At 60.6% G+C, this 25,568-nt stretch carries 25 protein-coding genes and 2 pseudogenes; 15 read left to right on the forward strand and 12 right to left on the reverse strand.

Features of this window, described 5'->3' with window-relative positions; genetic code table 11:
- Positions 1 to 44 precede the first annotated feature (44 nt).
- The 5 genes from TERRO_RS10375 to TERRO_RS10395 all read right to left on the reverse strand — a co-directional run bounded on the left by TERRO_RS10375 (position 45) and on the right by TERRO_RS10395 (position 4,441).
- A complete protein-coding gene (locus TERRO_RS10375) occupies positions 45 to 785 on the reverse strand; it encodes a YebC/PmpR family DNA-binding transcriptional regulator (protein WP_014785951.1) in 741 nt (246 codons plus the stop codon).
- Between the two features lie 199 nt (positions 786 to 984).
- Positions 985 to 1,470: a VOC family protein gene (locus tag TERRO_RS10380; protein ID WP_014785952.1), complete on the reverse strand. Its 486-nt coding sequence runs from the start codon at positions 1,468 to 1,470 to the stop codon at positions 985 to 987.
- A 46-nt stretch (positions 1,471 to 1,516) separates the two neighbouring features.
- Complete coding sequence (lysA, locus tag TERRO_RS10385) at positions 1,517 to 2,785, reverse strand: diaminopimelate decarboxylase (protein ID WP_014785953.1); 1,269 nt, start codon at positions 2,783 to 2,785, stop codon at positions 1,517 to 1,519.
- A 112-nt stretch (positions 2,786 to 2,897) separates the two neighbouring features.
- Positions 2,898 to 3,182, reverse strand: a complete 285-nt coding sequence (locus TERRO_RS10390; RefSeq protein WP_014785954.1) for a PspC domain-containing protein — start codon at positions 3,180 to 3,182, stop codon at positions 2,898 to 2,900.
- Positions 3,183 to 3,262: 80 nt separating this feature from the next.
- The gene (locus tag TERRO_RS10395; RefSeq protein WP_245536082.1) at positions 3,263 to 4,441 is read right to left on the reverse strand and encodes a hypothetical protein; all 1,179 of its coding nucleotides are present in this window, start codon (positions 4,439 to 4,441) and stop codon (positions 3,263 to 3,265) included.
- A 188-nt stretch (positions 4,442 to 4,629) separates the two neighbouring features.
- Between TERRO_RS10395 and TERRO_RS10400 the strand changes: the two genes are divergently transcribed.
- Complete coding sequence (locus TERRO_RS10400; RefSeq protein WP_014785956.1) at positions 4,630 to 5,100, forward strand: hypothetical protein; 471 nt, start codon at positions 4,630 to 4,632, stop codon at positions 5,098 to 5,100.
- Between the two features lie 15 nt (positions 5,101 to 5,115).
- On the opposite strand, the gene TERRO_RS10405 is transcribed toward TERRO_RS10400, so the two are convergent.
- Positions 5,116 to 5,637, reverse strand: coding sequence for a tetratricopeptide repeat protein (locus tag TERRO_RS10405; RefSeq protein WP_041592552.1), 522 nt, complete (start codon positions 5,635 to 5,637; stop codon positions 5,116 to 5,118).
- Positions 5,638 to 5,752: 115 nt separating this feature from the next.
- Here TERRO_RS10405 and TERRO_RS23120 point away from each other — a divergent pair, with 115 nt between their 5' ends.
- From TERRO_RS23120 to TERRO_RS10440, 7 genes are all read left to right on the forward strand, one after another.
- The gene (locus TERRO_RS23120; protein WP_041592553.1) at positions 5,753 to 5,962 is read left to right on the forward strand and encodes a hypothetical protein; all 210 of its coding nucleotides are present in this window, start codon (positions 5,753 to 5,755) and stop codon (positions 5,960 to 5,962) included.
- Between the two features lie 70 nt (positions 5,963 to 6,032).
- The gene (locus tag TERRO_RS10415; protein WP_014785958.1) at positions 6,033 to 6,506 is read left to right on the forward strand and encodes an SET domain-containing protein; all 474 of its coding nucleotides are present in this window, start codon (positions 6,033 to 6,035) and stop codon (positions 6,504 to 6,506) included.
- 65 nt (positions 6,507 to 6,571) lie between these two features.
- Positions 6,572 to 8,902: a DNA polymerase III subunit gamma/tau gene (gene dnaX, locus TERRO_RS23640; protein WP_041593241.1), complete on the forward strand. Its 2,331-nt coding sequence runs from the start codon at positions 6,572 to 6,574 to the stop codon at positions 8,900 to 8,902.
- A 31-nt stretch (positions 8,903 to 8,933) separates the two neighbouring features.
- Positions 8,934 to 9,251 carry a YbaB/EbfC family nucleoid-associated protein gene (locus tag TERRO_RS10425; protein ID WP_014785960.1) on the forward strand — a complete coding sequence of 106 codons (318 nt, stop codon included), beginning with the start codon at positions 8,934 to 8,936 and terminating at the stop codon, positions 9,249 to 9,251.
- A complete protein-coding gene (locus TERRO_RS10430) occupies positions 9,252 to 10,277 on the forward strand; it encodes a serine hydrolase (RefSeq protein ID WP_014785961.1) in 1,026 nt (341 codons plus the stop codon). It begins immediately after the preceding gene.
- Position 10,278: 1 nt separating this feature from the next.
- Positions 10,279 to 10,884, forward strand: coding sequence for a recombination mediator RecR (recR, locus tag TERRO_RS10435; protein ID WP_014785962.1), 606 nt, complete (start codon positions 10,279 to 10,281; stop codon positions 10,882 to 10,884).
- A gap of 34 nt (positions 10,885 to 10,918) precedes the next feature.
- Positions 10,919 to 11,437 carry a type II toxin-antitoxin system VapB family antitoxin gene (locus TERRO_RS10440; protein ID WP_014785963.1) on the forward strand — a complete coding sequence of 173 codons (519 nt, stop codon included), beginning with the start codon at positions 10,919 to 10,921 and terminating at the stop codon, positions 11,435 to 11,437.
- Here TERRO_RS10440 and gpmI read toward each other — a convergent pair.
- Positions 11,434 to 13,051, reverse strand: a pseudogene (gpmI, locus tag TERRO_RS10445) (2,3-bisphosphoglycerate-independent phosphoglycerate mutase). The gene TERRO_RS10440 and the pseudogene gpmI overlap by 4 nt on opposite strands.
- Positions 13,052 to 13,141: 90 nt before the next feature.
- The gene (gene eno / locus TERRO_RS10450; protein WP_014785964.1) at positions 13,142 to 14,578 is read right to left on the reverse strand and encodes a phosphopyruvate hydratase; all 1,437 of its coding nucleotides are present in this window, start codon (positions 14,576 to 14,578) and stop codon (positions 13,142 to 13,144) included.
- 218 nt (positions 14,579 to 14,796) lie between these two features.
- On the opposite strand from eno, the gene TERRO_RS10455 reads away from it, so the two are divergent.
- The gene (locus TERRO_RS10455) at positions 14,797 to 15,768 is read left to right on the forward strand and encodes a hypothetical protein (protein ID WP_014785965.1); all 972 of its coding nucleotides are present in this window, start codon (positions 14,797 to 14,799) and stop codon (positions 15,766 to 15,768) included.
- A gap of 36 nt (positions 15,769 to 15,804) precedes the next feature.
- On the opposite strand, the gene TERRO_RS10460 is transcribed toward TERRO_RS10455, so the two are convergent.
- Positions 15,805 to 16,236 (reverse strand): DUF6249 domain-containing protein, encoded by a 432-nt coding sequence (locus tag TERRO_RS10460; protein ID WP_014785966.1) that lies wholly within the window; start codon positions 16,234 to 16,236, stop codon positions 15,805 to 15,807.
- Between the two features lie 98 nt (positions 16,237 to 16,334).
- Here TERRO_RS10460 and TERRO_RS10465 point away from each other — a divergent pair, with 98 nt between their 5' ends.
- Both TERRO_RS10465 and TERRO_RS10470 read left to right on the forward strand, forming a co-directional pair.
- Entirely contained in the window at positions 16,335 to 16,901 is a 567-nt protein-coding gene (locus tag TERRO_RS10465) for an RNA polymerase sigma factor (RefSeq protein WP_014785967.1), read from the forward strand.
- Positions 16,898 to 17,224, forward strand: a complete 327-nt coding sequence (locus tag TERRO_RS10470; RefSeq protein ID WP_014785968.1) for a hypothetical protein — start codon at positions 16,898 to 16,900, stop codon at positions 17,222 to 17,224. The genes TERRO_RS10465 and TERRO_RS10470 overlap by 4 nt, the downstream gene beginning before the upstream one ends.
- Before the next feature lie 71 nt (positions 17,225 to 17,295).
- On the opposite strand, the gene TERRO_RS10475 is transcribed toward TERRO_RS10470, so the two are convergent.
- The 3 genes from TERRO_RS10475 to TERRO_RS10485 all read right to left on the reverse strand — a co-directional run bounded on the left by TERRO_RS10475 (position 17,296) and on the right by TERRO_RS10485 (position 21,893).
- Positions 17,296 to 19,761, reverse strand: a complete 2,466-nt coding sequence (locus TERRO_RS10475) for a serine/threonine-protein kinase (RefSeq protein ID WP_041593243.1) — start codon at positions 19,759 to 19,761, stop codon at positions 17,296 to 17,298.
- A 95-nt stretch (positions 19,762 to 19,856) separates the two neighbouring features.
- A complete protein-coding gene (locus TERRO_RS10480) occupies positions 19,857 to 20,123 on the reverse strand; it encodes a hypothetical protein (protein WP_014785970.1) in 267 nt (88 codons plus the stop codon).
- A 39-nt stretch (positions 20,124 to 20,162) separates the two neighbouring features.
- Entirely contained in the window at positions 20,163 to 21,893 is a 1,731-nt protein-coding gene (locus tag TERRO_RS10485; protein ID WP_052313320.1) for a sodium:solute symporter family protein, read from the reverse strand.
- A gap of 317 nt (positions 21,894 to 22,210) precedes the next feature.
- Here TERRO_RS10485 and TERRO_RS10490 point away from each other — a divergent pair, with 317 nt between their 5' ends.
- The 4 genes and pseudogenes from TERRO_RS10490 to TERRO_RS10505 all read left to right on the forward strand — a co-directional run bounded on the left by TERRO_RS10490 (position 22,211) and on the right by TERRO_RS10505 (position 25,517).
- Positions 22,211 to 22,585, forward strand: coding sequence for a response regulator (locus tag TERRO_RS10490; protein WP_014785972.1), 375 nt, complete (start codon positions 22,211 to 22,213; stop codon positions 22,583 to 22,585).
- 108 nt (positions 22,586 to 22,693) lie between these two features.
- Positions 22,694 to 24,767 (forward strand): annotated as a pseudogene (locus TERRO_RS10495) (heme lyase CcmF/NrfE family subunit).
- Between the two features lie 31 nt (positions 24,768 to 24,798).
- On the forward strand, positions 24,799 to 25,248 hold the full coding sequence (locus TERRO_RS10500; RefSeq protein WP_014785974.1) for a cytochrome c-type biogenesis protein: 450 nt from the start codon (positions 24,799 to 24,801) through the stop codon (positions 25,246 to 25,248).
- Positions 25,249 to 25,250: 2 nt separating this feature from the next.
- Positions 25,251 to 25,517 (forward strand): hypothetical protein, encoded by a 267-nt coding sequence (locus TERRO_RS10505; protein WP_014785975.1) that lies wholly within the window; start codon positions 25,251 to 25,253, stop codon positions 25,515 to 25,517.
- The last annotated feature ends 51 nt before the right edge of the window (positions 25,518 to 25,568 follow it).

Here is a 25,568-nt window from a genome sequence, read left to right on the forward strand (position 1 = left end):
CGAAGCCCGGCGGCCTGCTGTTTCCTGCAACCTGTTCCCTGCGATTATGCGGGAACCTGCGACTCGTCCATATCGAAGTTGCTGTAAAGATTCTGCGTATCATCCAGGTCTTCCAGCACCTCCAGCAGACGCATCATCGCATTGGCCTGCGAACCTTCCAGCTTCTGGTACGTCGACGGCACCATCGTGATCTCAGCATGTTCCGGCTTGAAGCCAGCCTTGGTCACGGCATCCCGAACGGCCTCGAAGTCCTTCGGCGTGGTGTAGATCTCCCAGTGATCGCCTTCTTCACTCAGGTCGTCTGCGCCCGCATCCAGCACGATCTCGGTGATCTTGTCCTCGTCCGCACCTTCCTTCGGAACGACGATAACGCCCTTCTTCGTGAAGATGTAACCCACCGAACCCGACTCACCCAGGTTGCCGCCATTCTTGCTGAAGGCATGGCGAATCTCGCTGACCGCGCGATTGCGGTTGTCCGTCAGCACTTCGATGATCACCGCGACGCCGCCAGGACCGTAGCCCTCATACGTGATCTCTTCGTAGCTCAGGCCTTCCAGTTCGCCCGTGCCTCGCTGAATCGCGCGCTTGATGTTGTCTGCCGGCATATTCTCGGCCTTGGCGGCCAGAATGGCCGTGCGAAGGCGCGGATTGCCGTCCGGGTCGCCGCCGCCCTGCTTGGCTGCAACCGTAATTTCCTTGATCAGGCGCGTGAACACCTTGCCGCGCTTGGCGTCCGCAGCGCCCTTCTTATGCTTGATGGTTGCCCATTTTGAGTGGCCTGACATCGACTGAAACCCCGCACTTTCTTTGGTTCTAAGCTGACAGCAAAGACTGCCCGCAACCAACGAAGTATAGCAAGCCGGGGCCTTCCCGTTCGACCCAGTGATGCGACCACGGAACCGGGCGCCCCACCTCTCGCTTTTGAGACGTGGGTTCTATCGCCGAGACAACGCGGCTCACCCTCAGAACCGCGTCACACAACACTCACTTGGCCGAGTCCAGCACCATCTGCAGATTCAGTGGCCCCGTCACCATCTTCAGATTCCCTGCCGCATCCACCGGCCACTCCGCCTGCGGACGATCCCAGTAAAGCTCCACGCCATTTCCATCCGGATCCGCAAGATAGATCGCCTCGCTCACACCGTGGTCGGAGGCACCCTGCAGCGGTACATTCGCCGCGATCAGCCGCCTCAGCGCATCGCCAAGCTCCGCACGCGTCGGATACAGGATCGCCAGGTGATACAGACCGGTCGTGCCAGGTGCCGGCGGCTTGCCACCAAGGCTCTCCCACGTGTTCAGGCCAATGTGATGGTGATAGCCACCCGCCGACAGAAACGCGGCACTGTTGCCGAACTTCTGCGTCACCGCAAAGCCAAGCACGCCACTGTAGAACGCAATCGCACGATCAAGATCCGCCACCTTCAGGTGCACATGACCAATGCGTACGCCGCTGCCAATAGGATTCGTCATCCCTATTCGATGTTTCGATATCGAATCAGTCGCACGAACCGCATGTCTACGGCATCTCTGGCGCGAACAACTCCTCGTACGTCTCACGACGCCGCACCAGCCGTGCCCCGGTCGATTCCACCAGCACCTCCGCTGGTCGCAGACGCGTGTTGTAGTTCGAACTCAGCGACAGCCCGTAAGCACCCGCATCCAGAACAGCAAGCAGATCGCCGTCCTCGGAGACAGGCAGCGTCCGCGCCCGCGCAAAGAAATCGCCGCTCTCGCATACGGGACCGACAATGTCGGCTTCCTCGTCCAGCGAGCCCTCGCGCGTCACCACCGGCACAATCTCGTGATGCGCCTGGTACAAAGCAGGACGGATCAGATCGTTCATGCCCGCATCGACAATGACAAACTTCTTGTCGCCATTCTGCTTGCGATAGAGCACGCGCGTGATCAGCGCGCCCGCCTGTCCCACCAGGAAGCGACCTGGCTCCAGCAGCAGATGTACGTCCATCGATCCCAACGCACTCTTCAGTGCGGCGGCATAGTGCGCGACCTGTTCGGCTGCGTCAAAATCCTTGTCCGCATACTCGATCCCAAGCCCGCCACCCGCATCCACATAACGAATCTGGTGGCCGTCACTCCGCAACTCCGCCACCAGTGCAAGCGTCTTTGCCAGCGCCTCGGCAAACGGCTCCACCTGCCGGATCTGCGAACCGATATGGACGCTGACGCCCGTCGTCTCGATCGACGGCATCGCCGCAGCCCGCGTGTACACGGCTCGCGCCAGCTTGATGCCGATGCCAAACTTGTGCGCGCTCAGCCCGGTCGAAATGTACGGATGCGTCTCCGCACTCACATCAGGATTCACACGCAGAGCAATACGCGCCCGCTTGCCCTTCGCCGCAGCACGCGCCGCCAGCAACTCTAGCTCTGGCTCGCTCTCCACGTTGAACTGGAGAATCTCCGCATCCAGCGCCTCGTCCATCTCGGCAGCGGTCTTGCCCACGCCAGAGAACACAACGCGACTCGCCACATCACGCCCACCGGCGGCCAGCACCCGCGCCAGTTCCCCACCGCTCACAATGTCGAAGCCGCAGCCCTGCGCGGCCAGCATCTTCAGGATCGCCAGCGACGAGTTCGCCTTCACCGCGTAACAAACGGTGTGAGACACGCCAGCAAAGGCCGTCTGAAACAGCCCGGCCCGCTCGGCAATCTGGTTTGCGGAATATACGTACAGCGGCGTGCCGAACTGCTCGGCAAGCTCCGCCACATCAACGCCGTCGCACTTGAGCCGCGCGTCGGCATACACAAAAGGCCGTCCCTGATTCATCCCATCCAGACTATCTGAACGGAGCAGACCTCAGTCGTACAACACAGGCTAGCCGAGTTTTTGACACGCATCACAAGCAGGGTCGCGGCAACGCCTTCCCCCAGGACACCGACTAAACAGATGGCGGCGGCGCGGGCGGATTTGTCGGCGGATAGTCTGCCGGCGGATAACCCACAGGCGGAGGCGGATAAGTTCCCGCATAAGGCAAAGCAAGCGGCTCTTCCGGAATCACGACCCAGCAGATCACGTAAGCCAGCAAACCGCCGCCGCCAAAGAACACCAGCAGCACCAGCGCAAGCCGTGTCAGCGTCAGATCCCAGCCATAGGCGCGGGCGAAAGCCGCGCAGACACCCGCGATCTTGCGGTCATAACGGGGACGAAGCAGTGGTCCATTCATAACGAAATCTCCTCCTGCCGATGCACAGCATTCTTGCACACGCTCGGCATTCACGGAGAGAGATACGCACGTACCGAAGCCTAAGTTCCCGTATAGGGGGACTTTATCAACTTCCGTGCAGCATCCGCCTGCGTCTGGTCGCCACCGGCCGCCGCCGCCAACTGATACTGCTTCACAGCCTCATCCCTGCGGTGCAGCTTGTCCAGCATCATGCCCGCATTCAACTGCGCACGCTTCCGCATCCAGTCGCTGCAGTTCGGCTGCTGAGAAGCCTTCAGATAACTTTCCGCAGCACCAAGGACGTCATTCTGCCCCCGCTGCGTCTCTCCCAGGCCAAAGTACGCAAGCTGCAATCGGGGATCGATGAAGTAACCTGGCTTCGCGGCATCCGCCAGCACAGCCTTGTAGATGTTGATGGCCTCCGGGCCATGACCCGAATCCTTCATCAGGTTCGCCTCTTCCAGCCGGAACAGAAAGTCATGCGGATACTGCTTCGCCAGCCCTTGGGCGACTGCATAGGCCTCGCTATAGCGCTGATCATGCCGCAGGAAGAGGGACAACGCCGTCTGTGATTCCACCTTGGTCGCCGTACCGTTCGCGGCCGCTTCACGCAGCAGCTTCAGGCCGCCTTCCTTGTTGCCGCCGATCCCTGCGATACCCACCAGCATCCGTACAAAGCGCGGCAGACTAGCCACCGCAAACTGCTGAATGCCCACCGCCATCTTCGCGTCCGCATAGTTGGGGTCCAGCTTCAGCACCTGCTCACTGTCATTGCGTGCCGCCAGTCCCTGCCGCGCGGCGCCGGTAAAGCTGTGGTCCGCCAGCGTCATCCACGCTGCGTGCATCCCGCGCACGTAGCCGCGGGCGAAGTAGGCGTCCTTATCCTGGCCGTTTGCCTTGATGCGAACATCCGCCTGGGCAATCGCGTTATCCGTCAGTTGGTCGATCTGTTTGCGCGTCGCCTCCGAGATGTCGGACTTATGCCCGGAACTCAGGAAATGTTCGTGCGCGTAGTAGGTCGTGTCCAGCAGATCCTGCCGATACAGCTCGCGGAAGATCGTATCCATCAACACATAGCCGCTGGCCATCGGGTCCTGCGGGTGCTCACGCTGCACCGCCTGGAAACGCTGCATCGCACCGTCATAATCCAGGTTGTAGAAATGCTGAAAGGCCTCACGGACCTGCGGATCGTTGTTCAGCGGGTAGGTATTCTCCGCACGTGCGGTACCGCAAACCAAAGCAAGCAGGACAGCAGCCATCGGGACTTTCATTCGCATCGCCACACGTTGGTAGACGCGTCCCGGGCCGCGCCGGGATGCGCGGCGCGTCATTACCGGACACAATCTCATCTCCGCCAGAGTCCGCAAGTCCCGATGAACGATTGCCGGATTGACGGATGGCCCGTGCGCGCATAAGTTGGGGGCACCCTTTCCTGAGGCTGGTACCCATGACGCGCGCGCAGCTACTGCAACTGCTCATCGGCCAGGCACGAGCATCGGGCTTTGAGTTCAAACGCTGGTACCACGAACACAGCGGCATGCCGTGGACGGGCGCCGACGAAGCCGTCCGCTGGCTCGCGCGCGGCAAACGAGCCCACATGCTCGTCTTCTCCCACACCTTCGCACGGGCATTCTTCCGCAGTGGCGAACGCATTACCTTCGTGGTTCCCCAGCAAACCTTCCAAAGCGCCCGGTCCACCGGGGAAGCGCGCACCGTCCAGCGCAAGGCACATCTACGACAGTCCAGCCGCAGCGATGTCTGGGAATACCACCTGCGCGAGATGGCCACCGCACCGGAACCACTGCGCTACCTGCGCCGCTATTTGCTAACGGAAGAGACGATGAGCGACCAGCCCGCAACGCTAACAAGCGCGGAAGAGGATTACGACGAGGAATTGATGGTCCGGGACGCGGACTAAAACTCCGCATGAAGCTTACTTCGCCGGAGCGCCCAGCTTTGCCAGCGCCTGCCGCACATCCCGGTCATGGTCGCCTTCCTCATCCAGCTTCAGGTACTCGCGATAGTTCAGGACAGCCTCGTCCGTCTTTTTCAGCTTGCTGGCAGCCTGAGCCAGGCCAAACCGAGCCTCCGGATCGTCCGGAGCATGATCCACGGCATCCTTGTAACGCAGATAAGCTCCCTGCGTGTTGCCGTCATTCATATAGAACTTCGCAATCTTCAGGTCGTCCGCCACGCGCGTCGCTTCCAGCTTCAACCGGGCTGCGCTCATATCGCCGCGACTGCCAAGATCCTTCAGCTTTGAAGCCTTCACCGGCGCATTCGGCGCAGCCGTCGTCGGCGCAACATCCGCATCATCGTCCGCCTTCGAGCTGGAACTAGCACCATCGTCGCCTCCGCTGCTCGAACTACTTCCCGAAGAAGAATAGCCATCCGGCGGCAGCTTCATCGGCCGCTCGGACGACGCAGGCGGATCGGGCACAGGCTCCGTCGGCATCGCTGGCAGACCATTCGGGTTCGCCGCTTTCGCAGGCGGCCCCGAAGGCTCCCCATCCACGTTCGCCCCGTGCTTAGAGTCATCCGTCGGGAAAGGAAACGCCGCCGCAGGAGGCTTGTCTTGCGTATCGCTCGAAGAAGAAGATCCCGCCGGTGCCGCCGAATCCGTCGCAACGCACGCCGGATCCTTCGATCCCGCCTTGCACTTCTTCGCAGGCTTTGAGGTCTGCGCACTGCCGCAAGCAACCGCCAGCAGCACGCATGCCGCCACCGCCAACCTCTTCGCCGATCTCGTCCGTTCGCTCATGACTTACACAACAGCTTAGACGCTCCATCCCAGCGTGAGGCAACCATCTGTTTTCGCGCCAAGGTCACGTGCCGTATACTCGCGCAACAATGCTCCCAAGACTCATGCTCCGTTCGTCGCCGGTCCACGGCTGCGGCTGTTACACACTTGACCCCATTCGCGCCGGCGCACGCGTCGCCGAATACGAGGGTCCGCGCATGACGAAGGCGGAGGCAGATGAGCGCTACGCCAACCGCGACATCACCTACCTCTTCGGCGTCCACGACCGGGACACCGTCATCGACGGCTTCGGCACGCCCATGTTCATCAACCACTGCTGCGAACCCAACTGCCAGAGCGAAGAAAACGACGGCCACATCTACGTCCTCGCCCTCCGCAACATCGCCGCCGGAGAAGAACTCACCTACGAGTACCACCTCTACGACAGCGACGAAGACGACCAGCCCTGCTACTGCGGGACCGAAGCCTGCCGCGGCACCATGTTCTCCGACGAGGAGATCAAGCGCCGCAAGCGACTCGGCCTGCCCATGACCCTCCGCAAGAAACCCAAAAAGGCCAAATAGCCCCTCCACGGCCACCCACCAACGATCCGCCTAATCCACCGCGGCACCCGCTAAACTAAATGGCGATGGCTTACCAGGTACTTGCCCGCAAATATCGTCCGCAACGCTTCGCCGACGTCGCCGGCCAGGACCACGTCACACGAACCCTGCAGAACGCGCTCGAGCAAAACCGCATCGCGCACGGCTACATCTTCAGCGGTCACCGTGGCATCGGCAAAACCACCATCGCGCGCATCCTCGCCTGCGCGCTCAACTGCCAGAACAAAATCGGCAGCAAAGAGCGCCCGACACCCGAGCCCTGCCTCGTCTGCGACGCCTGCACCGAGATCCGCGCCGGCAACGCCGTCGACGTCATTGAGATCGATGCCGCCACTAACCGCGGCATCGACGAGATCCGCGAACTGCGCGACGCCGCCCGCTACCGCCCCTCCCGCGACCGCTTCAAGATCTACATCCTCGACGAGGCGCACCAGATCACCGATGCCGCCTTCAACGCACTCCTGAAGACGCTGGAAGAACCACCAGACCACATCGTCTTCATGATGGCGACCACCGAGCCGGAGAACATCCCGCAGACCATCCGCTCGCGCTGCCAGCACTTCAGCTTTCACGCCGTCAAGCTCGACGACATCCTCAACGAACTCCGCGGAATCGCCGCTCACGAAGGCGTCCTCGCCGACGAAGCCGCGCTCGCTCTCCTCGCCGAAGCCGGCGACGGCAGCATGCGCGACGCGCTCTCCATCATGGATCAGGCCATCGCCTCCGCGCCCATGGTCGACGGCAAAGCCGAGCTCAGCGCCAGCGAGATCCGCGAACTCATGGGCACCGTGCCCAACACCGTCTTCGAAGAAATCCTCGAGTCCGTCGCACGCAACGACTCAGCCGCCGTCCTCACCACCGCAGGCCGCCTGCTCGACGCCGGCAACTCCTCCTCGCAGATCGCGCGCCAGTTCGTCCGCTACCTCCGCAACTGCATCGTCGCCAAGATCGCCTCGCTCACCGAAGAGCAGAACACCAGCGACCTCCTGCAGATCAGCCCCGACGAGCGCCGCCGCGCCGTCCGCACCGCCATGCTCTTCACCGAGGAAGAACTCACCCGCTTCCTCGGCGTCATGCTGCGCACCTTCGACGACCTCGGCTTCCGCCAGGAACAGCGCCTGCACCTCGAGCTCGGGCTCATCAAGCTCGTGCACCTGCAGCGACTCATCCCCATCGAAGAGTTCCTCTCGCAACTCCCCAAGCCCAGCAACAACCCGACACCGCGCACCATGCCGCCGCCACGCCCGGCCGCTGCGCCCAGCACGGCCCCCTCGCGTCCGGCAGCACCACCGTCGCGTTACGAAGCAGGCGGCAACGTCACGGGCCTCCCCGCGAAGGAAGACCCAAAGGCACCCTCGACCGCTCCGTCAGCCAGTGCCACGGTAACTCCCACGGCAAGCACAACAACCAACCCCTCCACTCCCGTGACGCCAGCACCCCGCTTCGAATCACAACCGACCGCCGCTCCCACGCCGGTCGCAACGCCCGTCAGCACCTCCACAGAACCGGGTGCCCCATACATACGCGAAGCGGATGTGTGGGCCTCGCGCGAAGCACGTCCCGTAGGCAGTGTGACACCCGTAACCGGACGCACCGAAGGTGCACTCGCCCTCGCACCCGATCCAGTCGCCCACCAGCCCGCGAACCTGTCGCCCTTCGCGCCGCCTGTAGCCGCCGAACCGCCAGCCGCGAAGCCCGCAACCCTGTCGCCATTCTCTGCACCCGAACCGGCAGCACCGAAGCCCGCGAACCTCTCGCCCTTCAGTACCCCGGCAGTAGCCACACCACCAGAACCCAGCACCGGCCTGAACATCCACATCCAGCCCAGCGCCGTCGCGCTCGCAGACCCGCCGGCCGCACACGCCGACGAGGCATACGATCCCTCCTGGGAGAGCATGCCACTGCCGGACGCCGACCCTGACGCCACAGAGCCCGCCTCGGCCCCCGCAGTCACCGGAGCAGCATCCGACGCGGCGCAACTTCAAGCCGCCGCCGTCGAAGCCCTCTTCGAGACAAAGAAGCACAACTCGGCCGCGGAACAACTGGAAGAGACCACCTGGACCATCGCCGACGGCGAAGTCCTGATAGCGACCACGCTCTCCAAGCCGTTGATGTCCACCATCTTCCGCCCGGACGTCGAAGCCATTATCAAGACGGCCCTGCGCGAAAAAGGCCTGGGCGGTGTCCGCATCGTCTTCCAGCCGGCTACGCCCGAAAGCAAAGCCAAGGCAGCCGCCCCCAAGAAACCCCGCACCGGCTCCGCGCAGGCAAAGGCATTGGAGCATCCAACCGTCCAGGCCGCTCAACGGCTCTTCAACGCCGAAGTCACCAACGTCTTCGACCTGCGCAAGGACTAGCGCACTCCCAAAGCTTTAGGAGATCGACCCCATGGACATGAGCAAGCTGCAGGAGATGATGGGCCAGGCCCAGCATATGCAGGAACAGATGGAACAGAAGCTGGCCACCACCACCGCAGAGGCGACCAGCGGCGGCGGTCTGGTAACGGCACGCGTCAACGGCAAGAAAGAGCTGCTGCGCCTGAAGATCGACCCCAATGCCCTCGCAGCCAGCGGCGGCGACGTGGAGATGCTCGAAGACCTCATCACCGCTGCCATCAACGAAGCCGGCCGCAAGGCCGACGACCAGATGCAGGCAGCCACCAGCGGCATGCTGGGCGGCATGGACCTCGGAAAGCTGCTCGGCTAAGTGCGTACCGCGGCGGGCCAATTCCGTAAACTATCCCTCCGCGGTCTCTGCATCTGCGCCGCACTTACAGGCCTGTGCACCTCCGCATCCGCGCAGGAACCCGATGAGGCCGTCAAGCAGGTCATCGCCCAGCACCACGGCAGCGTCGCTCTCTACGCACACCAGCTCAACACCGGCAAGACGATCAGCATCGACGCTGACAAGCCGGTCCAGACCGCAAGCACCATCAAACTCGCCCTGCTCTGGACCGCTGTGCACGAGATCGCTCTCGGCCACGCCACATGGGATGAGAAAGTCACACTCAAACCCGGCGAAGGCGTCGCCGGCTCGGGCATCCTCCACTTCTTCGACACGCCCATCACGCTCACGCTGAAAGACATCGCCACCATGATGGTCATCGTCAGCGATAACACCGCGACCAACCTCATGATTGACCGCTTCCCGACGAAACAGGTCGACGGGAACATGACGGCACTTGGCTACACCGACACATGGCTCTATAAGAAGGTCTTTAAACCGGCCGATGGCCCCATGCCCGCAGACCAGCCAAAGTTCGGCCTGGGTAAGACGACGCCACACCAGATCGCGCAACTGATCGAGAAGATCGGTCGTTGCGATGTCGACCTGCCCGGCCAGCCAAAGGTCAATCAGGCAAAGGCAGACACAGCCTGCAACGTCGCCATCGACATGCTGCGGAACCAGTTCTACCGAGACACCATCCCACGCTATCTGGAAACGCTCGACAACACGGAAAAAGGCAGCGGCATTGCCTCAAAGACGGGGTCGCTCGATGCCACTCGGTCCGACGTGGCCATCCTCGCGGCGAAGTCCGGTCCCATCGTCCTCGCGGTCTACACCTACGACAACGCCGACAAGGGCTGGAGCGTCGATAACGAGGGCGAAGTCGCCATCGCAAAGATCGCGCAGGCCGTCGTCAAAGCGTGGTCTCCTGCCGGTATCGACGGCAAGTCATTGACATCCGGCCTGGGCCTGCCTCCGGGTACCGCAAAGGGAGCGTCAAAGTAGCATGGAACGCTTCGCACAACCGATGGCCCGCCTGATCGAAGAGCTGCGCAAGCTGCCCGGCGTCGGCAACAAATCCGCACAACGTCTGGCCTTCCACATCCTGCGCTCGCCCAACGCCGACGCGGAACTGCTCGCCAACGCCATCCGCGAACTCAAAGCGCAACTGCGGCTTTGCAGTATCTGCAACAACGTCACCGACGTCGATCCCTGCACCTACTGCTCCTCCCCCACCCGCACGCACGCTACGGTCTGCGTCGTCGAAGAGCCAACCAGCATCGCGTCCATCGAAAAGACCCGCGGCTACAACGGCATCTATCACGTCCTCCACGGCACGCTCTCCCCGCTCAACGGCGTCGGCCCGGAACAACTGCGCACCGCCAACCTCTTCAGCCGCCTCGGCGAGATCGACGAAATCATCCTCGCCCTTTCGCCCACCGTCGAGGGAGAAGCAACATCACACTGGCTCGCAAACCAACTCCATCAGGCCAGTGCCGACCATCCGCTGCGCATCACGCGTATTGCCACCGGAGTCCCCGCAGGCAGCGACATCGAGTACGCCGACGAAATCACCATGAGCCGGGCAATGGAAGGCCGTCGCGAGATATAGATCTATCTTCGTGTGTGCTTTACGGTATTCGTAAATGGGAAAACGACGCCTTCAGCTCGATGATGAACTTGTAGGCGAAGCTATGCGCGTTAGTGGCATCAGCGATCCAAGTGAAGCAGTTGAATTCGTTCTTCGAGGGCACTTATTGAATCTCGCACTTGCGGCGTCAAGAGATGCACTGGATGCGGAAGGTTTAGAGTCCGTCGCGGTCGTCGATGGCCCGGAAACCCCAATCTCAGATATCGCTAGACTCTGCCTAATGTCGCCCGTGTGGGCTCTTGAAACACCGGCGCGTTCTGAGGCGGCCGAAGCAATCCGATCCGCAAAGAGCGGCACATCGCTGACGTTTTATAAAAGCGCCATCGCCTCCACTCCAACAGATGAAAGCATCGCCGCATCGTTCTCGATGATTCTGCTTCATCATCCGTCCGCGGCGCGGATCGTCCTCATAGAGGGAGCCACGGCCGTCAGAGATGCCTTGGTCCGACTAGGCTTCCCTCAACGAGCCGACTCGGCGATGGCTGTTCCAAAGGATTGGCCGATCGAGGGTTAAGCTTCTGGAAACACTCTCAGATCGCCGCCCGTCATCTCCTTCGGCAAATTCAATCCCAGCATCGCCAGCATCGTCGGCGAAAGATCACGCAGCGAACCACCCTCACGCAGACTGAACTTCTTACCCTGATCAGTCACAGCGATCAGCGGCACTGGATTCGTCGTGTGCGCGGTGTGCGGTCCACCGGTCACCGGATCGATCAACATCTCCGCGTTGCCATGGTCCGCGGTGATAAGCCACGATCCACCGTTGCGCTTCAAGGATGCGTAGATCTCGCCAAGGCACGCATCGACTGTCTCGACACCCTTGATCGTCGGCTCCATCCCTGCCGCTATGACCGACCATGTCGGCATTGGCAAAGTTCACGACTACCACGTCGAACGCAGTGTCATCGATCGCCTTCATCACCACATCGCAGATGCCACGCGCACTCATCTCGGGCGCCAGGTCATACGTCGCCACCTTCTGCGACTGCACCACCTCACGCTCCTCACCGCTGAATGGCTTCTCGATACCGCCATTGAAGAAGTAAGTCACGTGCGCATACTTCTCCGTCTCGGCGACGCGCAGGTTCCGCAGCTCGTTGTTCGCCATCACATTCGCCAGCAGGTTATCCATGCTCTCCGGCAGGATGACCATGGGCAACGTGAACTTCGGATCGTACTGCGTCATCGTGATGTAACGCAGATTCTTCGGAACGCTGACACGCGGAATCTCAAGGTCCAGCTCGTCAGCCTTGGGCAGATCGCGTGCGTCGGCCTTGGTCAAGCCACCGGCAACATTGCGTGCCAGGACGCGCGTAATCTGTCGCACGCGGTCGCTGCGGTAGTTGAAGCAGATGCAAAGATCCTCGTCCTGCACGGTGCCAAGCGGCTTCCCTGCCTCATCCGTGCAAACGAATGGGATCGTGAACTCATCCGTGACGCCGTTGTTGTAGCCCTCGCGCACCTTGGCCGCCGCATCCGTCGTCGAGCCGCCCTCGGCGTTGCCCTTCACCATGGCGTCAAACGCCTTCAGCTCGCGCTCCCACTTCAAGTCGCGATCCATCGCGTAGTAGCGGCCGCTGCAGCTCGCCAGCTTGCCCACGCCGATCTCGCGGATCTGCTGCTGCAGCGCATCAATGTAAGCCGCACCGGATGTCGGCATGGTGTCGCGTCCATCAAGGAACGCATGGACGAACACATCCTTCGCACCAAGCTGCGCGCAGAGCTTCAGCAACGCGTACAAGTGCCGCTGGTGCGAGTGCACGCCACCATCGCTCAACAAACCAAGAAAGTGAACCGCGCGACCGCGTTCCATCGCAGACTGGATCGAGTCGACCAGCAGCTTGTCCCTGAAGAACTCACCGCTCTCGATCATCGCGTCAATACGCGTGATGTCCATGCGAACCACACGCCCGGCGCCCAGGTTCAGATGGCCCACTTCGCTGTTGCCCATCTGCCCATCCGGCAGACCGACAAAGTGCTCACTCGCACGGATGATCGTATTCGGATACTCGCGCAGCAGCATGTCATACGTTGGCTTGCGAGCCATCGCAATCGCATTCCCATGCGTCTCCGCACGGATACCCCAGCCGTCAAGAATGGTAAGAACGAGTGGCTTGCGACGCGACATGCGATAGCTCCTTGCTTCCGTAAAAACTACTGCTGACTGCAAAGAAGGAGTGGCCGAAGCCACTCCTTCCGTAAATGGTTCACCTGGCGATTAGTCGCAGTTAATGGACTCGATGCCCAGGTACTCAGCGCCTTGACCGAGCTCTTCTTCGATGCGCAGCAGCTGGTTGTACTTGGCGATACGATCCGTACGCGAAGCCGAACCGGTCTTGATCTGGCCCGCGTTCGTAGCAACCGCAAGATCCGCGATGAAGGTGTCTTCCGTCTCGCCCGAACGGTGCGAGATGATCGACGTGTACCCATACCGGCGAGCCAGTTCGATCGACTCCATCGTCTCCGTGATCGTTCCGATCTGGTTGACCTTGATCAGGATCGAGTTGGCAACACCCTTCTCAATGCCCTCGCGCAGACGCTTCGTGTTCGTCACGAACAGGTCATCACCGACCAACTGGCAGCGGTCCCCGATCTCGTCCGTCAGAATCTTCCAGCCATCCCAATCGTCTTCTGCCAGACCATCTTCGATCGACACGATAGGATACTGGCGAACCCAGTCCGCCCAGTAGGCAGCCATCTCGGCCGAGCTCTTCTCGCTCTTGTCGCTCTTCTTGAAGATGTACCTGCCGGACTCCTTGTTGTAGAACTCGCTCGATGCCGGATCGAGTGCGAGGACAATATCCTCACCCGGCTCGTAACCAGCCAACTGAATCGATTCAAGAATGAGATCCAGCGCCTCGGTATTGGACTTAAGCGACGGTGCGAAACCACCCTCGTCACCCACCGCGGTGTTGTAACCCTTCTTCTTCAGGACGCCCTTCAGCGTGTGAAAGACCTCCGTCCCCCAGCGCAGTGCATCGCCAAAGCTGTCGGCACCAACCGGCATAATCATGAACTCTTGAAAGTCCACATTATTGTCCGCATGCGCGCCACCATTGAGGATATTCATCATCGGCGTCGGCAGCAGGCAGGCGTTCACGCCACCCAGATAGCGGTACAACGGCATCTTCAGCGCATTCGCCGAAGCGCGCGCACAAGCCATCGAAACCGCCAGAATCGCGTTCGCACCCAGGTTCGCCTTGTTCGGAGACCCGTCCAAAGCGAGCATCGTCGCATCGATCAAACGCTGATTCGTAGCATCCATCCCGGAAAGCTCGGGAGCGATGGAACTCTCAACGTTTTCAACGGCTTGCAGCACGCCCTTGCCCAGGTAGACTTCCTTGTCGCCATCGCGCAGTTCCACTGCCTCATGCTCGCCGGTGCTGGCACCGCTGGGCACTGCTGCGCGGCCAATGGCGCCGCCTGCAAGGGTCACGTCGGCTTCGACGGTAGGATTGCCCCGGCTGTCAAGGATCTCGCGCGCTGTGATGGATACGATCTCAGTCATGTTGCCTTTCCCTTCGCCCGCGTGCGGTGCGAGGATGCCCCCGTGGGCGATGATGCGATGTTGCAGCCGATCATTCAGCCGTGGCCGCCGATCGACGGCGATGCTGCTACCACCCGCACCGACGATCGTCTCCAGCAACTCAGCCATTAATATGTTGTCCGTGTGTGCAGCCCGGCGGGCACGAGTACCCGCAACTGCTTCGCCGTCATTCTAACAAAGCAGTATCAACACGCTGCGCAATGGTCTTTCCGAGGGAGGAGCAGTGACGCTCTTGATTCGCCCGGCAGATGACATGCCGCACTGGCGCCCGTCTCTTCTAGCCTAAGAAGAACTGCAGTCTCCCCGACGGCAGAAGGAGCCGAAGCGTGAAGCCACAGATCGCACTCGCACTCATCGTCGCCATGGCGACACCAGTTTTTGCTCAGCAGACCGGCGTGTCCCGTCCGCCGGAGGACTCAGTAGCAGATCTTCCGATCCCTGCGCCGGCAGCAAAGCCCTCAGCCGCGATCCCAATGAGCGCACCCGCAAGCTCTCCTGTTGCGTCCGAACAGTACGGCGAGTACAAGCCGTACGTTGGCCCCGGCGTCACCCTGCGCCCACGCATCGAAGAGAAGGTCGATCCGGATGCCGGCGTTGTGGGCGAGATGCCGCGCCGCGCTGATGAGCTTCCGATCAACACCCTGATGCACATCCGCCTGAGATCGGCCATCGCGACCCAAACCACGCAGCCGAACACCCCATTCACCGCCGAACTCGCCGAAGACATTCTGAACGAGGGCCGCGTCGTCCTCCCGGCGGGATCCACGGTGGAAGGCCGAATCACACAGGTCCGTGGTGGCCGTCGCATTCGCGGATCAGCCTTGATCCATCTGGAAGTTGAGACCGTAGTGTTGCCGGACGGAGCACGAAAGCTCATGCGTGCCATGGTCATCGACACCGACCAGACCGCAGACACGCGCATCGATGAAGAGGGCAACATCCTGCGGAAAGATCACGTCGGCGCAACACTGGCTGCCATGTCGCTCACCACGGGCGGAGCAGCAGCAGCGGGCGGCATCATCGGCGGCGCACCGGGTGCACTCATCGGCGCCGGTGTTGGTGCCGGCCTCAGCACTGCCTGGTGGTTGAAGCAGGATCGTCAGGCCCGCGTTCCCGAGGGCACGGTCCTGGTGATCAGCCTCACGGAACCAATGGCAATCGGCGGAAGCGCAAGACAGCCGGAATTCTCCCAGCGCACGGTTCCAGTTCTTGAAAGACGCTCGTCGACAGTCAACGCCGAAGCAGAGCCAACGACTCGTCCCTACGTAGCACCCCAAGCATTCGTCCCGACCAACTAAGCATTACCTCAATTCAGAAGTCAGCAGCGCGACCTCTCATTCGACTTCCATGCCGAAGCGCGAGAGTTCGCGCTTCTGCATGTTGTAGTCGACCAGAAATCCGACGCCGATGCACAGGTTAATCACTCCCGCGGCAGCAACGATCAGCGTCGGACGAACCAGCAGAATGGCGTAAAGCAGCAAGCCGAAGGCGCATAGCCCGATCCCGAGTGAGATGAGCACCATGGCCGCACGTCGTGTGTTGCCAAGGCTGCGGAGCGGATCACGCACTCGCTTCTCATCCTCGTTCGCACTTCTCATCATGCGTTCGATATCTGCCAGCGGCACACCGCGGTTTAGCATGGCGATGCGTTCCTGCGACCGGAGCTCTTTATTGCGGATCTCAGAAAAGATGCCCGCAACGCCAAGCCCGAGGATCATGAGGCAACCGGCTACGGGGACGATAAAGGGACTGTAGAAACCATTCATGGGTGTTCTCCTTTTCGTCCGCGTTAGACCAAGGGCCCGTATTTAAGTTTCAACCCACCGCGTGAAACTTATTACGATGTTCGTGGTCTTACTCACTCTTGACGACCACGGACAGCTTCGAGGCAATCGTTGCAGAGCATCAGGACATGGTGTTCCGCATGTTGGTGCGCCTGACTGGCACGCGAGAGCATGTCGACGATCTCGCCCAGGATGTCTTCCTTCGGCTCTATCGCGCGCTCCCCTCGTTCCGTGGCGAAGCTCTCCTAACCACGTACCTGCACCGCATCATCGTGAACGTGGCGCAGGACGAGTGGAAGCGGCGCAAACGGGATACCCGTGAGACATCACTTTCGGACGACGTCAGCGGATGGGAAGAGCGGCTGCATCACCCCTCAGCGAATGCCGAAGAACAGCTGAGCACACGCGAGTTGCAGCAACGCGTAGAGGACGAACTCGCAAATCTTAGCGCAGTCGAACGAGCCATACTGGTGCTCTACCATCAGGAAGAGCGCAGTTATCAGCAGATAGCGCAGTCCCTGCGACTGCCGATCGGCACAGTTCGAACGCATCTGCATCGAGGACGAAACAAGCTTCGAGTCGCTTTGGCCAGCCACGAACGCAGACCCACGCCACAGCAGGAAACACAGACGGGAGGCAGGCGTTGAACGAACAGAACGAACTGACACAACAGATCACCACCGCTCTGGAAGCAAAGCCGCTGATTGCCGTACCGGATGATTTTTCTGCCCGACTGATGGCTGCGCTGCCGCAGAAAAACATAGTGCGCCTCCCGCAGGCCTTGCCGGAAGGATCGCACTACGGCCAGCGGGTGACACTCGCCATGCTTGCGTTCATGCTGCTGGGGATGGTGGCTGCTGCCGCCTTATTGGGGCGCTCGGGTGCGTGGAGCCTTGCGGAAGACTTTCTCTTCCTTCAATTTGGCACACTGACACTTTGGTTCGTCTTGTCGCGACGCCGGGTCTTCTAGTTCCACTCCGCTGCGCTTGTGAATCTGAGCGCAGTGGAGTGAGGTTGAACGATGCCGAATCCGGCGTGAAGCTATCGCTCGACCTGGCTCAGCAGGCGCTTCCAGTTCTTGCTGTTGCGTTTGAAGGTCTTCTTCAAATCCGTCAGGATCAACTCAAAGTCGGCATTGCCATGCAGCCGAGACCATGCCGGGTTCTTCGAGAACCATGGGTAGTTTTCATTGCCGAGGTAGACCGCGCGGCGGAGCCAATGCAACGCCTCAACCGCTTCACCATCAACAGCAAAATAGGTCGCAAGTCGATACGCCATCTCGCTGTCTGCCTCAGCCGCCGCGAGCGTTTCATCCACGATGAAGGTCGACGCCTTGGCGCGATCGCCAAGCTGCGCGTAGCACATGGCGATGGTTGGATAGACGATGCGCATCGTCTTGTCTTCTGCGATCACCTCTTCGAGTGCAGCAATCGCCCGCTCCAACTGGCCGATACGCATGAACTGGTAGCCACGTGTGATGCGAAGGCGGGTGTGGCCTGGCTCCAGGGTCAGGCCCTTTTGAACCTCATCCTCGGCAAGCTCCATCTGCCCCTGGTACTGGAAGACACGCGCGCGATCGTTGTAGATGGCTGCCGCATCGGACGGGTTCAGCCGCAGCGCTGTCTGAAACTCCGCAAGAGCAGCTTCGTACTGCCCGTCACTGCGAAGCGTCGTACCGGCGATACGCCTCACATTCCAATCATTTCCGGCTGTCTGCAGCAGGTGCGCAATGCCGTGACGCGCGCTCTCCTTTTCGCCACGCGACAGCAGCATGTAGACGCGATAAAGATTCGCTTCGACCGAGCCTGGGTCGATGGCAAGCGCGCGATCCAGGGCACGCCGCGTCTCGATCAGGTGCATCTGGCCGCCCAGTCCGTGCCGCACATACTGCAAATGCGTCACGCCCAGCCCCGTCCATGCGGGGGCATAGGAAGGATCGCGCTGCGAGACACGATTAAACAGCTCCTTCGCACGATCCAGATCGTCCGCGCTGCCGCGGCGGAACATGAAGGAGTTGAGTAAGGCACGCGCCTGCAGATACTCCTCGGACAACTCCTGCTCCAGCGGCCGTGAGTCTTCCTGTTCCAGTTCTTTCGTGCGCGATGCGATGCGGACAGTCGCAGTGCCGCGCAGCACCGCGAAGATCTCCGCGCTGATCTCATTCTGAACCGCCACAAGATCGAACGAGTTCACATTGATGGATCCGCCCGCGCGTACCGACTGCGCCGGCACATCCAGCATCTGCCAGTTCAGATCGAATCCCTGATCGCTGCGCAGAAAGCTTCCGGCGACAACATACTCCACGCGCAACTTCTGACCGATGCTGAGCGGATCCAGCTGACGCGCATTCAGGTTCATCAGCGCACTGGAAGGCCGGACCACAAGACTCTGCATACGCGCCAACCGAGCACTAATAGCGTCTGCCAGTGCATAGCCGTACAGCGGCGCTGCATCGGCTGGTCCCATGTTGAGGAACGGCAGAACCACGATGGTGTTGTGCTGCTGGTTACCGCCACTCTCACGAAAGCGCTCAGCAAGCATGGAGAGGATGCCGGTCGACCGCTTCTCCTGTTCTGGCGTTGGGATCTCCAAATGATTGCGCGACGGCATGTTCAGTCCCGGCGACATCACCGAATCCAGCTGCTTCGCCATCAGGATGGTGCGCAGGCTTTCACGCAGCTCTGCTGCAGACGCGAAGCGCGCCGCAGGCTGTTTCTCAAGGCAATGAAGAATCGTGCTCTCAAGCTCAACCGGTGCGTCCGGAGCCAGCTCACGGATTGGCGGTGGTTCTTCAAACTGGATGGCACGAATGCTCTGGAAGTCCGGCGAATCAGGACGGTGAAATGGATGCCGGCCGGTCAATAATTCGTACAGCACGACACCGACAGCAAAGATGTCGCTTTGCACAGAAGACTGGCCCGTCACGAACTGCTCCGGAGCCATGTAGGCCAGCGTACCGCCGCGTGCCGTGTACTTCGCGTCGATAGGAATTTTGCGCTCGGCGTGCTTCGCCGGGTCGAACTCGACCTCTTCCATGTTGATGCGGCGCGCGAGACCAAAGTCGAGAATCTTCGCTAGCCCACCGTCTGTCAGGATGATGTTTGCAGGCTTCAGATCGCGATGGAAGATGCCAAGCGAATGCGCTGCGGCAAGACCGTCCGCCACCTGAATCCCCACAGATAACACAAGCTCCAGGCTTGCTGCACCGTTATCGATGATGCGGTCCAGCGGCTTGCCCGGGATGTACTGCATGACGATGAAGGCTTCGTTATCAGCCTCGCCAACTTCATAGATCCCGCAGACGTTGGGATGCTCAATGGCGGATGCCAGCCGGGCCTCTCGCAGATAGGTGGTGCGCATTTGCTCTGGTGTGAGCGCGCCACGCTGCAGGAGCTTGAGAACGACAGGGCGCTGCAGCTCCGTATCGTTGGCCAGCCACACCACACCACTGCCGCCGGTGCCCAGCTTTCGGACCAGCTCGTAGTGTTCGATGACGCGGTGCTTCATGCCACTCATTATCGCAGGAGCAGCCTGGTTCTTTGATTACAGAGCTGTGTGCACAACATAAGTGTTTTCAGGATGTCCCTATTTGGCAGTCCCCTCTAATGACGTCGAGGGCTTGCGTCAACGGCTGTATCAGGTCGTCCGACAGTTCCATCAGTCGAACCCTCCTGCCAACGCGCACGGCGGCCGAGAAAAAACATCAGCCCTCCAAAGATAAGCATTACCGATCCCCAGAGCACATTGATGTTCTGCCCCAGTGACTGCGCATAGATCGGGCTATGCCACGTCAGCGCGCCATAGCCGCACATAAGCGCGCCAATCGACAAAAACATGAGGCCCAGTGGAATACGAAGATCGAGACCCATGATCACTCCTCTACTTCATTAGGTAAGCTAACTACTTGACTAGGCGAAAGCCAGATTGAGCACGAGAAGGATCGCAAGGACGCCAATGCCAAGTGTCATCGGCCGGCTGTACCAGGGCAGATGATGTTCGACGGGCTTCGGCGTAAGCGAATACACAAGGCCGACCAACTCTTCTTCCGGCCGAGCCTTTGCCAATAGACTCACGACGATCGTTACGATCAAGTTGACCGAGAAGGCGAAGATGGCTGTCCAGAAGTTCTGCGCCATATCACCGGGATAACTGTGGAGATGCGCAAGCCACGCACCGTGGATACCCGGCGCGTCGCCCACCGGCAACGTCATGCCATGGTGCAGCAGTGCCGCGGTGGTACCGCTGATCAGGCCGGCAAACGCCGCGTGACCTGTCGTTCGCTTCCAGAACATGCCCAGCAAAAACGTCGCGAACAGCGGAGCATTCACCAGCGAGAAGACAAGCTGCAGCGTGTCCATGATGTTGTTAAAGCCGGTGACGAGATACGCTGCGCCGACACTCAGGATGACGCCTCCCACCGTAGCCCATCGGCCCATCTTGAGATAGTGAGCGTCTGTAGCGTTCTTATTCAGGTAGCTCTGGTAGATGTCGTAGGTCCATACGGCGTTGAAGGCTGTGACATTTCCCGCCATGCCGGACATGAAGCTGGCGAGCAAGGCGGTCAGGCCGAGGCCGAGGATGCCGGTCGGATAGTAATGCAGCAGCAGCGTCGGAATCGCGAGATCGTAGTTGTAAACCGGCTGGCCCTTGCTATCGGTCTGCATTGCGCCCGTGCGCGGATCCATCTTGACGGGGATCATGCCCTGCGAAGACGTGACGCTGGCACCGTTCACATGCGAGATGACGGTCGGCGTGGCCACCGCGATCAGACCAGGCAGAATGACCAGGAACGGGAAGACCATCTTCGGGATCGCAGCGATGAGCGGCACCTTGCGTGCACTCTCTTCACTGTCGGCAGCCATTGCGCGCTGAACCACCAGGAAGTCTGTGCACCAGTAGCCGAAGCTCAGCACAAACCCAAGGCCCATCGTCAGGCCGAACCACTCCACACCCAGCGGATTGGTGTTGGCGTGGCTCATGCCGCGCCACGAGTGCATGTAAGTCTCCGGCAGGCGAGTCTGCAGCCCATGCCAGCCGCCGATGTTGCGCAGGCCCAGGTACACCAGCGGCAGGAAGCCGGCGACGATCAGGAAGAACTGCAGCACCTCGTTATAGATCGCGCTGGTCAGCCCGCCTAGGAAGATGTAAGCCAGCACGATCACCGCGCTGATAAGCACCGAAACATGAAAGACATATTGGTCCGGAACGATGCCGTGAAAGATCCCAAGCGCCTGGATCAGCAGAGCCATGGCGTACATGCTGATGCCGGAAGAGAAGAGCGTCATAATGCCGAACGACACGGCATTCAGCGCGCGCGTCTTTTCGTCGAAGCGCATACGCAGGTACTCCGGTACGCTTCGGGCCTTGGATCCGTAATAGAACGGCATCATGAAGATGCCGACAAAGACCATCGCCGGCACGGCACCGATCCAGTAGAAATGACTGGTTGCCAAGCCATACTTCGCGCCGGAGGCACCCATGCCTATGACTTCCTGCGCCCCAAGATTGGCAGATAGGAAGGCCAGGCCGCAGACCCACGCCGGGATCGAGCGCCCGGCCAGGAAGAAGTCGTTGCTCGTCCGCATGTACCGCTTCAGCGCAACGCCAATGCCCAGCACAAAGACCAGGTACACGGCCATAATGAGCCAATCAATAGTGCCGAGATGTGTACTCAAGAGGTAGCGTCTCCGGGGATCAGAAAGTAAGGTGTTCTTCTAGGAAGTCCGCACCAAGCCTAGACCTTGTTTTCGCCTTCGTCTATCTGCAAGAAAAGGCGACCGAAGAGCGTAGCGATTGGCTAGAGTTGGTCATACCGTCCCAATTCCTGCATTTGAATGCGCCCTTCGCAGGCTGCCGAATGGCGATCACCGGCATCCAAATGCCGGAAAGCCTAAAACTCTGTTTCGAAGAGTAACCCGGCGAAGCCAAACCTGGCCGCCCGAGGATTCGAGGAAGAATGCAACGTACCGTTTTGTTGATTGACGATAATGCTATCCAGGCTGCCACCCGCCAGACAATTCTGAAGCGCGCCGGTTACTTCGTCATTCCTGCACTGAACGCGGAACGCGCCCTGCAGCAGTTTCGCGAGAACGACTTCCCGTCTGAGATCAACATGGTCATCACAGACCACATCATGCCGAACATGAGCGGGGCTGAGTTCGTGCGCGAACTGCGTACCTTCCGCCCGGAGCTGCCGGTCATGGTAATCAGCGGGCTGGAAGAGGCCGAGGAGGAGTACCGCGACTTGAACGTTCTCTTCCGTCTAAAGCCGCTGCTGCCCGACAATCTACTGGCATCGGTGGACCGCCTGATCCGTCCGGACGCCGCCTGATTCCCTTCTGCCGGCACCGAAACTCCGATGATCGCACCAGCGTTTGCCCACGGACTCTCCACCTGAGAGAATGGGTTCGCATCCCTGTACCTCGGGATCGGTAAACCCATGCCACACCCAATGCCACAGTTCGGCAGTTTCGCGCTTTTGCTGGCGCTGTGTCTCTCTGCATACACGTTTCTCGCTGGAGCATTCGCGCTCGTAGCAATGCAGCGCGGCTTGCAACTACGCGTCTCGGCCGAAAGGCTCGCCGAGACGGCGCGACGTGCCGGTCTGGGCAGCTTCATCGCGGTCCTCTGCGCAGCCATCGCCCTTATCTGGGCAGCCTTCACGAATGACTTCTCGGTCGAGTACATCCGGGAGCACTCGAACATCGCGCTGCACCCGGCTTACAAGTTTTCAGCGCTGTGGAGTGGCCAGGAAGGCTCCCTGCTGCTCTGGTCCTTTCTGACCACGGGCTACGCCTTCGTACTGCGTCTGCGCCATCGCACCGACGTCCGCTTGTTCGCGTATGCGTCGGTCATCCTCGCAGCCATCCAGATCTTCTTCCTTGCCCTGCTCAACTTCGCCGCGGAACCCTTCTCCTTGACGCGCGGCGTGATTCCGGCAGACGGTAACGGCCTGAATCCGCTTCTGCAATACCCGGAGATGGTCATCCATCCGCCGATGCTCTACCTGGGTTACGTGGGCTTTTCCGTACCATTCGCCTTTGCACTCGGCGCATTGATGATGAAGTACCCCGGCGAAAAGTGGATCCGCATCACACGCCGCTGGACGCTTGTCACATGGCTCTTCCTCACAGTCGGCATTTCGCTCGGTATGCACTGGGCTTACGCAGTTCTGGGGTGGGGCGGCTACTGGGGCTGGGACCCGGTTGAGAACGCATCGTTCCTGCCATGGCTTACGGCCACCGCCTTCCTGCACTCGGTCATGATGCAGGAAAAGCGCGGCATGATGAAGAAGTGGAACGTCTGGCTCATCTTCCTGACGTTCATGCTCACCATCCTGGGCACGCTCCTCACGCGATCCGGCATCGTCAGCAGTGTCCACGCCTTCGCCCAGAGCAGCATCGGCGACTGGTTCACGACATTCCTATGCATCATCTTCGCCGTATGCCTGTTCACCTTCTTCAAGCAGAGCGCTCACCTGAAGTCCGAGCACAAGCTTGAAGCGGTGGTCTCGCGCGAGAGCTCGTTCCTTTTCAACAATCTCGTCCTGCTCGTCGCCTGCTTCACCGTTCTCTTCGGCACGCTCTTCCCCGTCCTCAGCGAGTATGTCCAAGGGTCGAAAGTCACAATGGGCGCGCCCTTCTTCAATCGCGTTGCGGTTCCCATCGGCCTCTTCCTGCTACTCCTGACGGGCGTTGGTCCGCTGCTCGCATGGCGTGCGACGTCGCTCCGTTCCATCCGTCGCAACTTCGTTCTGCCGTGCGCGGCAATTCTAGGGAGCGCCGCCATCCTGATGCTCAGCGGCCTGCACCCCTGGAGCGCATCCAGCGAAGACCTGGAAGGCCAGCTTTACGCACTCGTCTGCTTCTCCATAGGCGCGGGCGTCTTCACGGCCATCCTCGCCGAGTTCCTGCGCGGCGCACACGTGGTCGCGACGCAGACCGGCAAGAACCTCGTCGCCTCCGGATGGACGCTGATGATGCGCAACAACCGGCGCTACGGTGGCTACCTGGTCCACTTCGGCATCGTTGTGCTCTTTGCAGGCCTCGCAGGAGCCGCGTTCAACCAGTCGAAAGAACTCGAGATGGGCTTTGGCGACTCGCTAACGATCGGCAACTACAAGCTCGTCTGCCTCAGCTACACGCAGGACTCCAACGCCAACTACGACACGGACTTTGCGCTGCTGGACGTCTATCGCGGCAACAAGAAGCTGACGCAGATGACGCCGGAGAAACGCTTCTACACCGCAAGCCAGACAAGCTCTACGATCGTTGCGATCCACTCCACCGTGCTACGTGACCTCTACGTCATCTTCCTGGGCCGCAACCCGGAGACCGAACCGTCCCATCATCAAGGTCTTCCTGAATCCCCTCGTCTCTTGGATCTGGGCAGGTGTCGCCATCGTCTTCGCAGGAACGGTACTGGCTCTTCTTCCCGGCCTCCGTCCCATGCTCAGTAACAAGGCCGCATCCGTAATGCCGGACCGTGAGTTGCAGACTGTGAGCGGCGATTGATGCGGGCCCTACTCAAAACCGCGTCCTGCAGATGGTCCTGCTCTTCACCGTCGCGCTCGTCACCATCGGCGCCGGTGACACGACAGACAAGTTCTCGAGCATCGGCCACAAGATGGTCTGTGTCTGCGGCTGCGGCCAAATCCTTCTGGAGTGCAACCACGTCGGCTGCCCGGACAGCGATCGCATGATCGGCGAGCTGCGCAATAAGGTCGCAGGCGGCGGTTCTGACACCAGCATCTTCAACTGGTTCGTAGCCAAGTACGGCCCCACGGTGCTGGCAGCGCCCATCCGTGGCGGCTTTGATAACGCCGCATGGATTGTCCCGGTCGTTGTCTTCATCCTGGCCATCGTCGGCACGGCGTTCCTCATCCGTCGCTGGAAGGGCCGTCACATGCTCGCGGTGCCGGGCGGCGCACCCTCCATGCCGTTTGCAGGCAGCGATGCTGTACGCGATCGCATTCGCCGCGAGACGGAGTACTAGCCATGGGCATCGCCGCATCCATCGTTCTCTTTGTCGCCCTCTTCGCCTACACCTTCTGGCCTGAGAAGAACCCCTTCACGCAGCGCGCCGCCTCCCGGCTTGATTTCCTGCGCGAACGTCGCGACGCCGTCTTCGCCAATCTGCGCGACCTCAACTTCGAGTACAAGGCCGGCAAGTATCCCGAAGAAGACTACGCCACCCAGCGTGCCCTGCTGGAAGATGAAGCAACGACCATCGTGACGGAGATCGACGTTCTCGAGCGCGCCTGACCTTAAGGCCAGCGCGAGTCCACTTTTGTGAACCGCGTGTGAATGGTAGTC

The organism is Terriglobus roseus DSM 18391, assembly GCF_000265425.1.
Taxonomy (GTDB): domain Bacteria; phylum Acidobacteriota; class Terriglobia; order Terriglobales; family Acidobacteriaceae; genus Terriglobus; species Terriglobus roseus.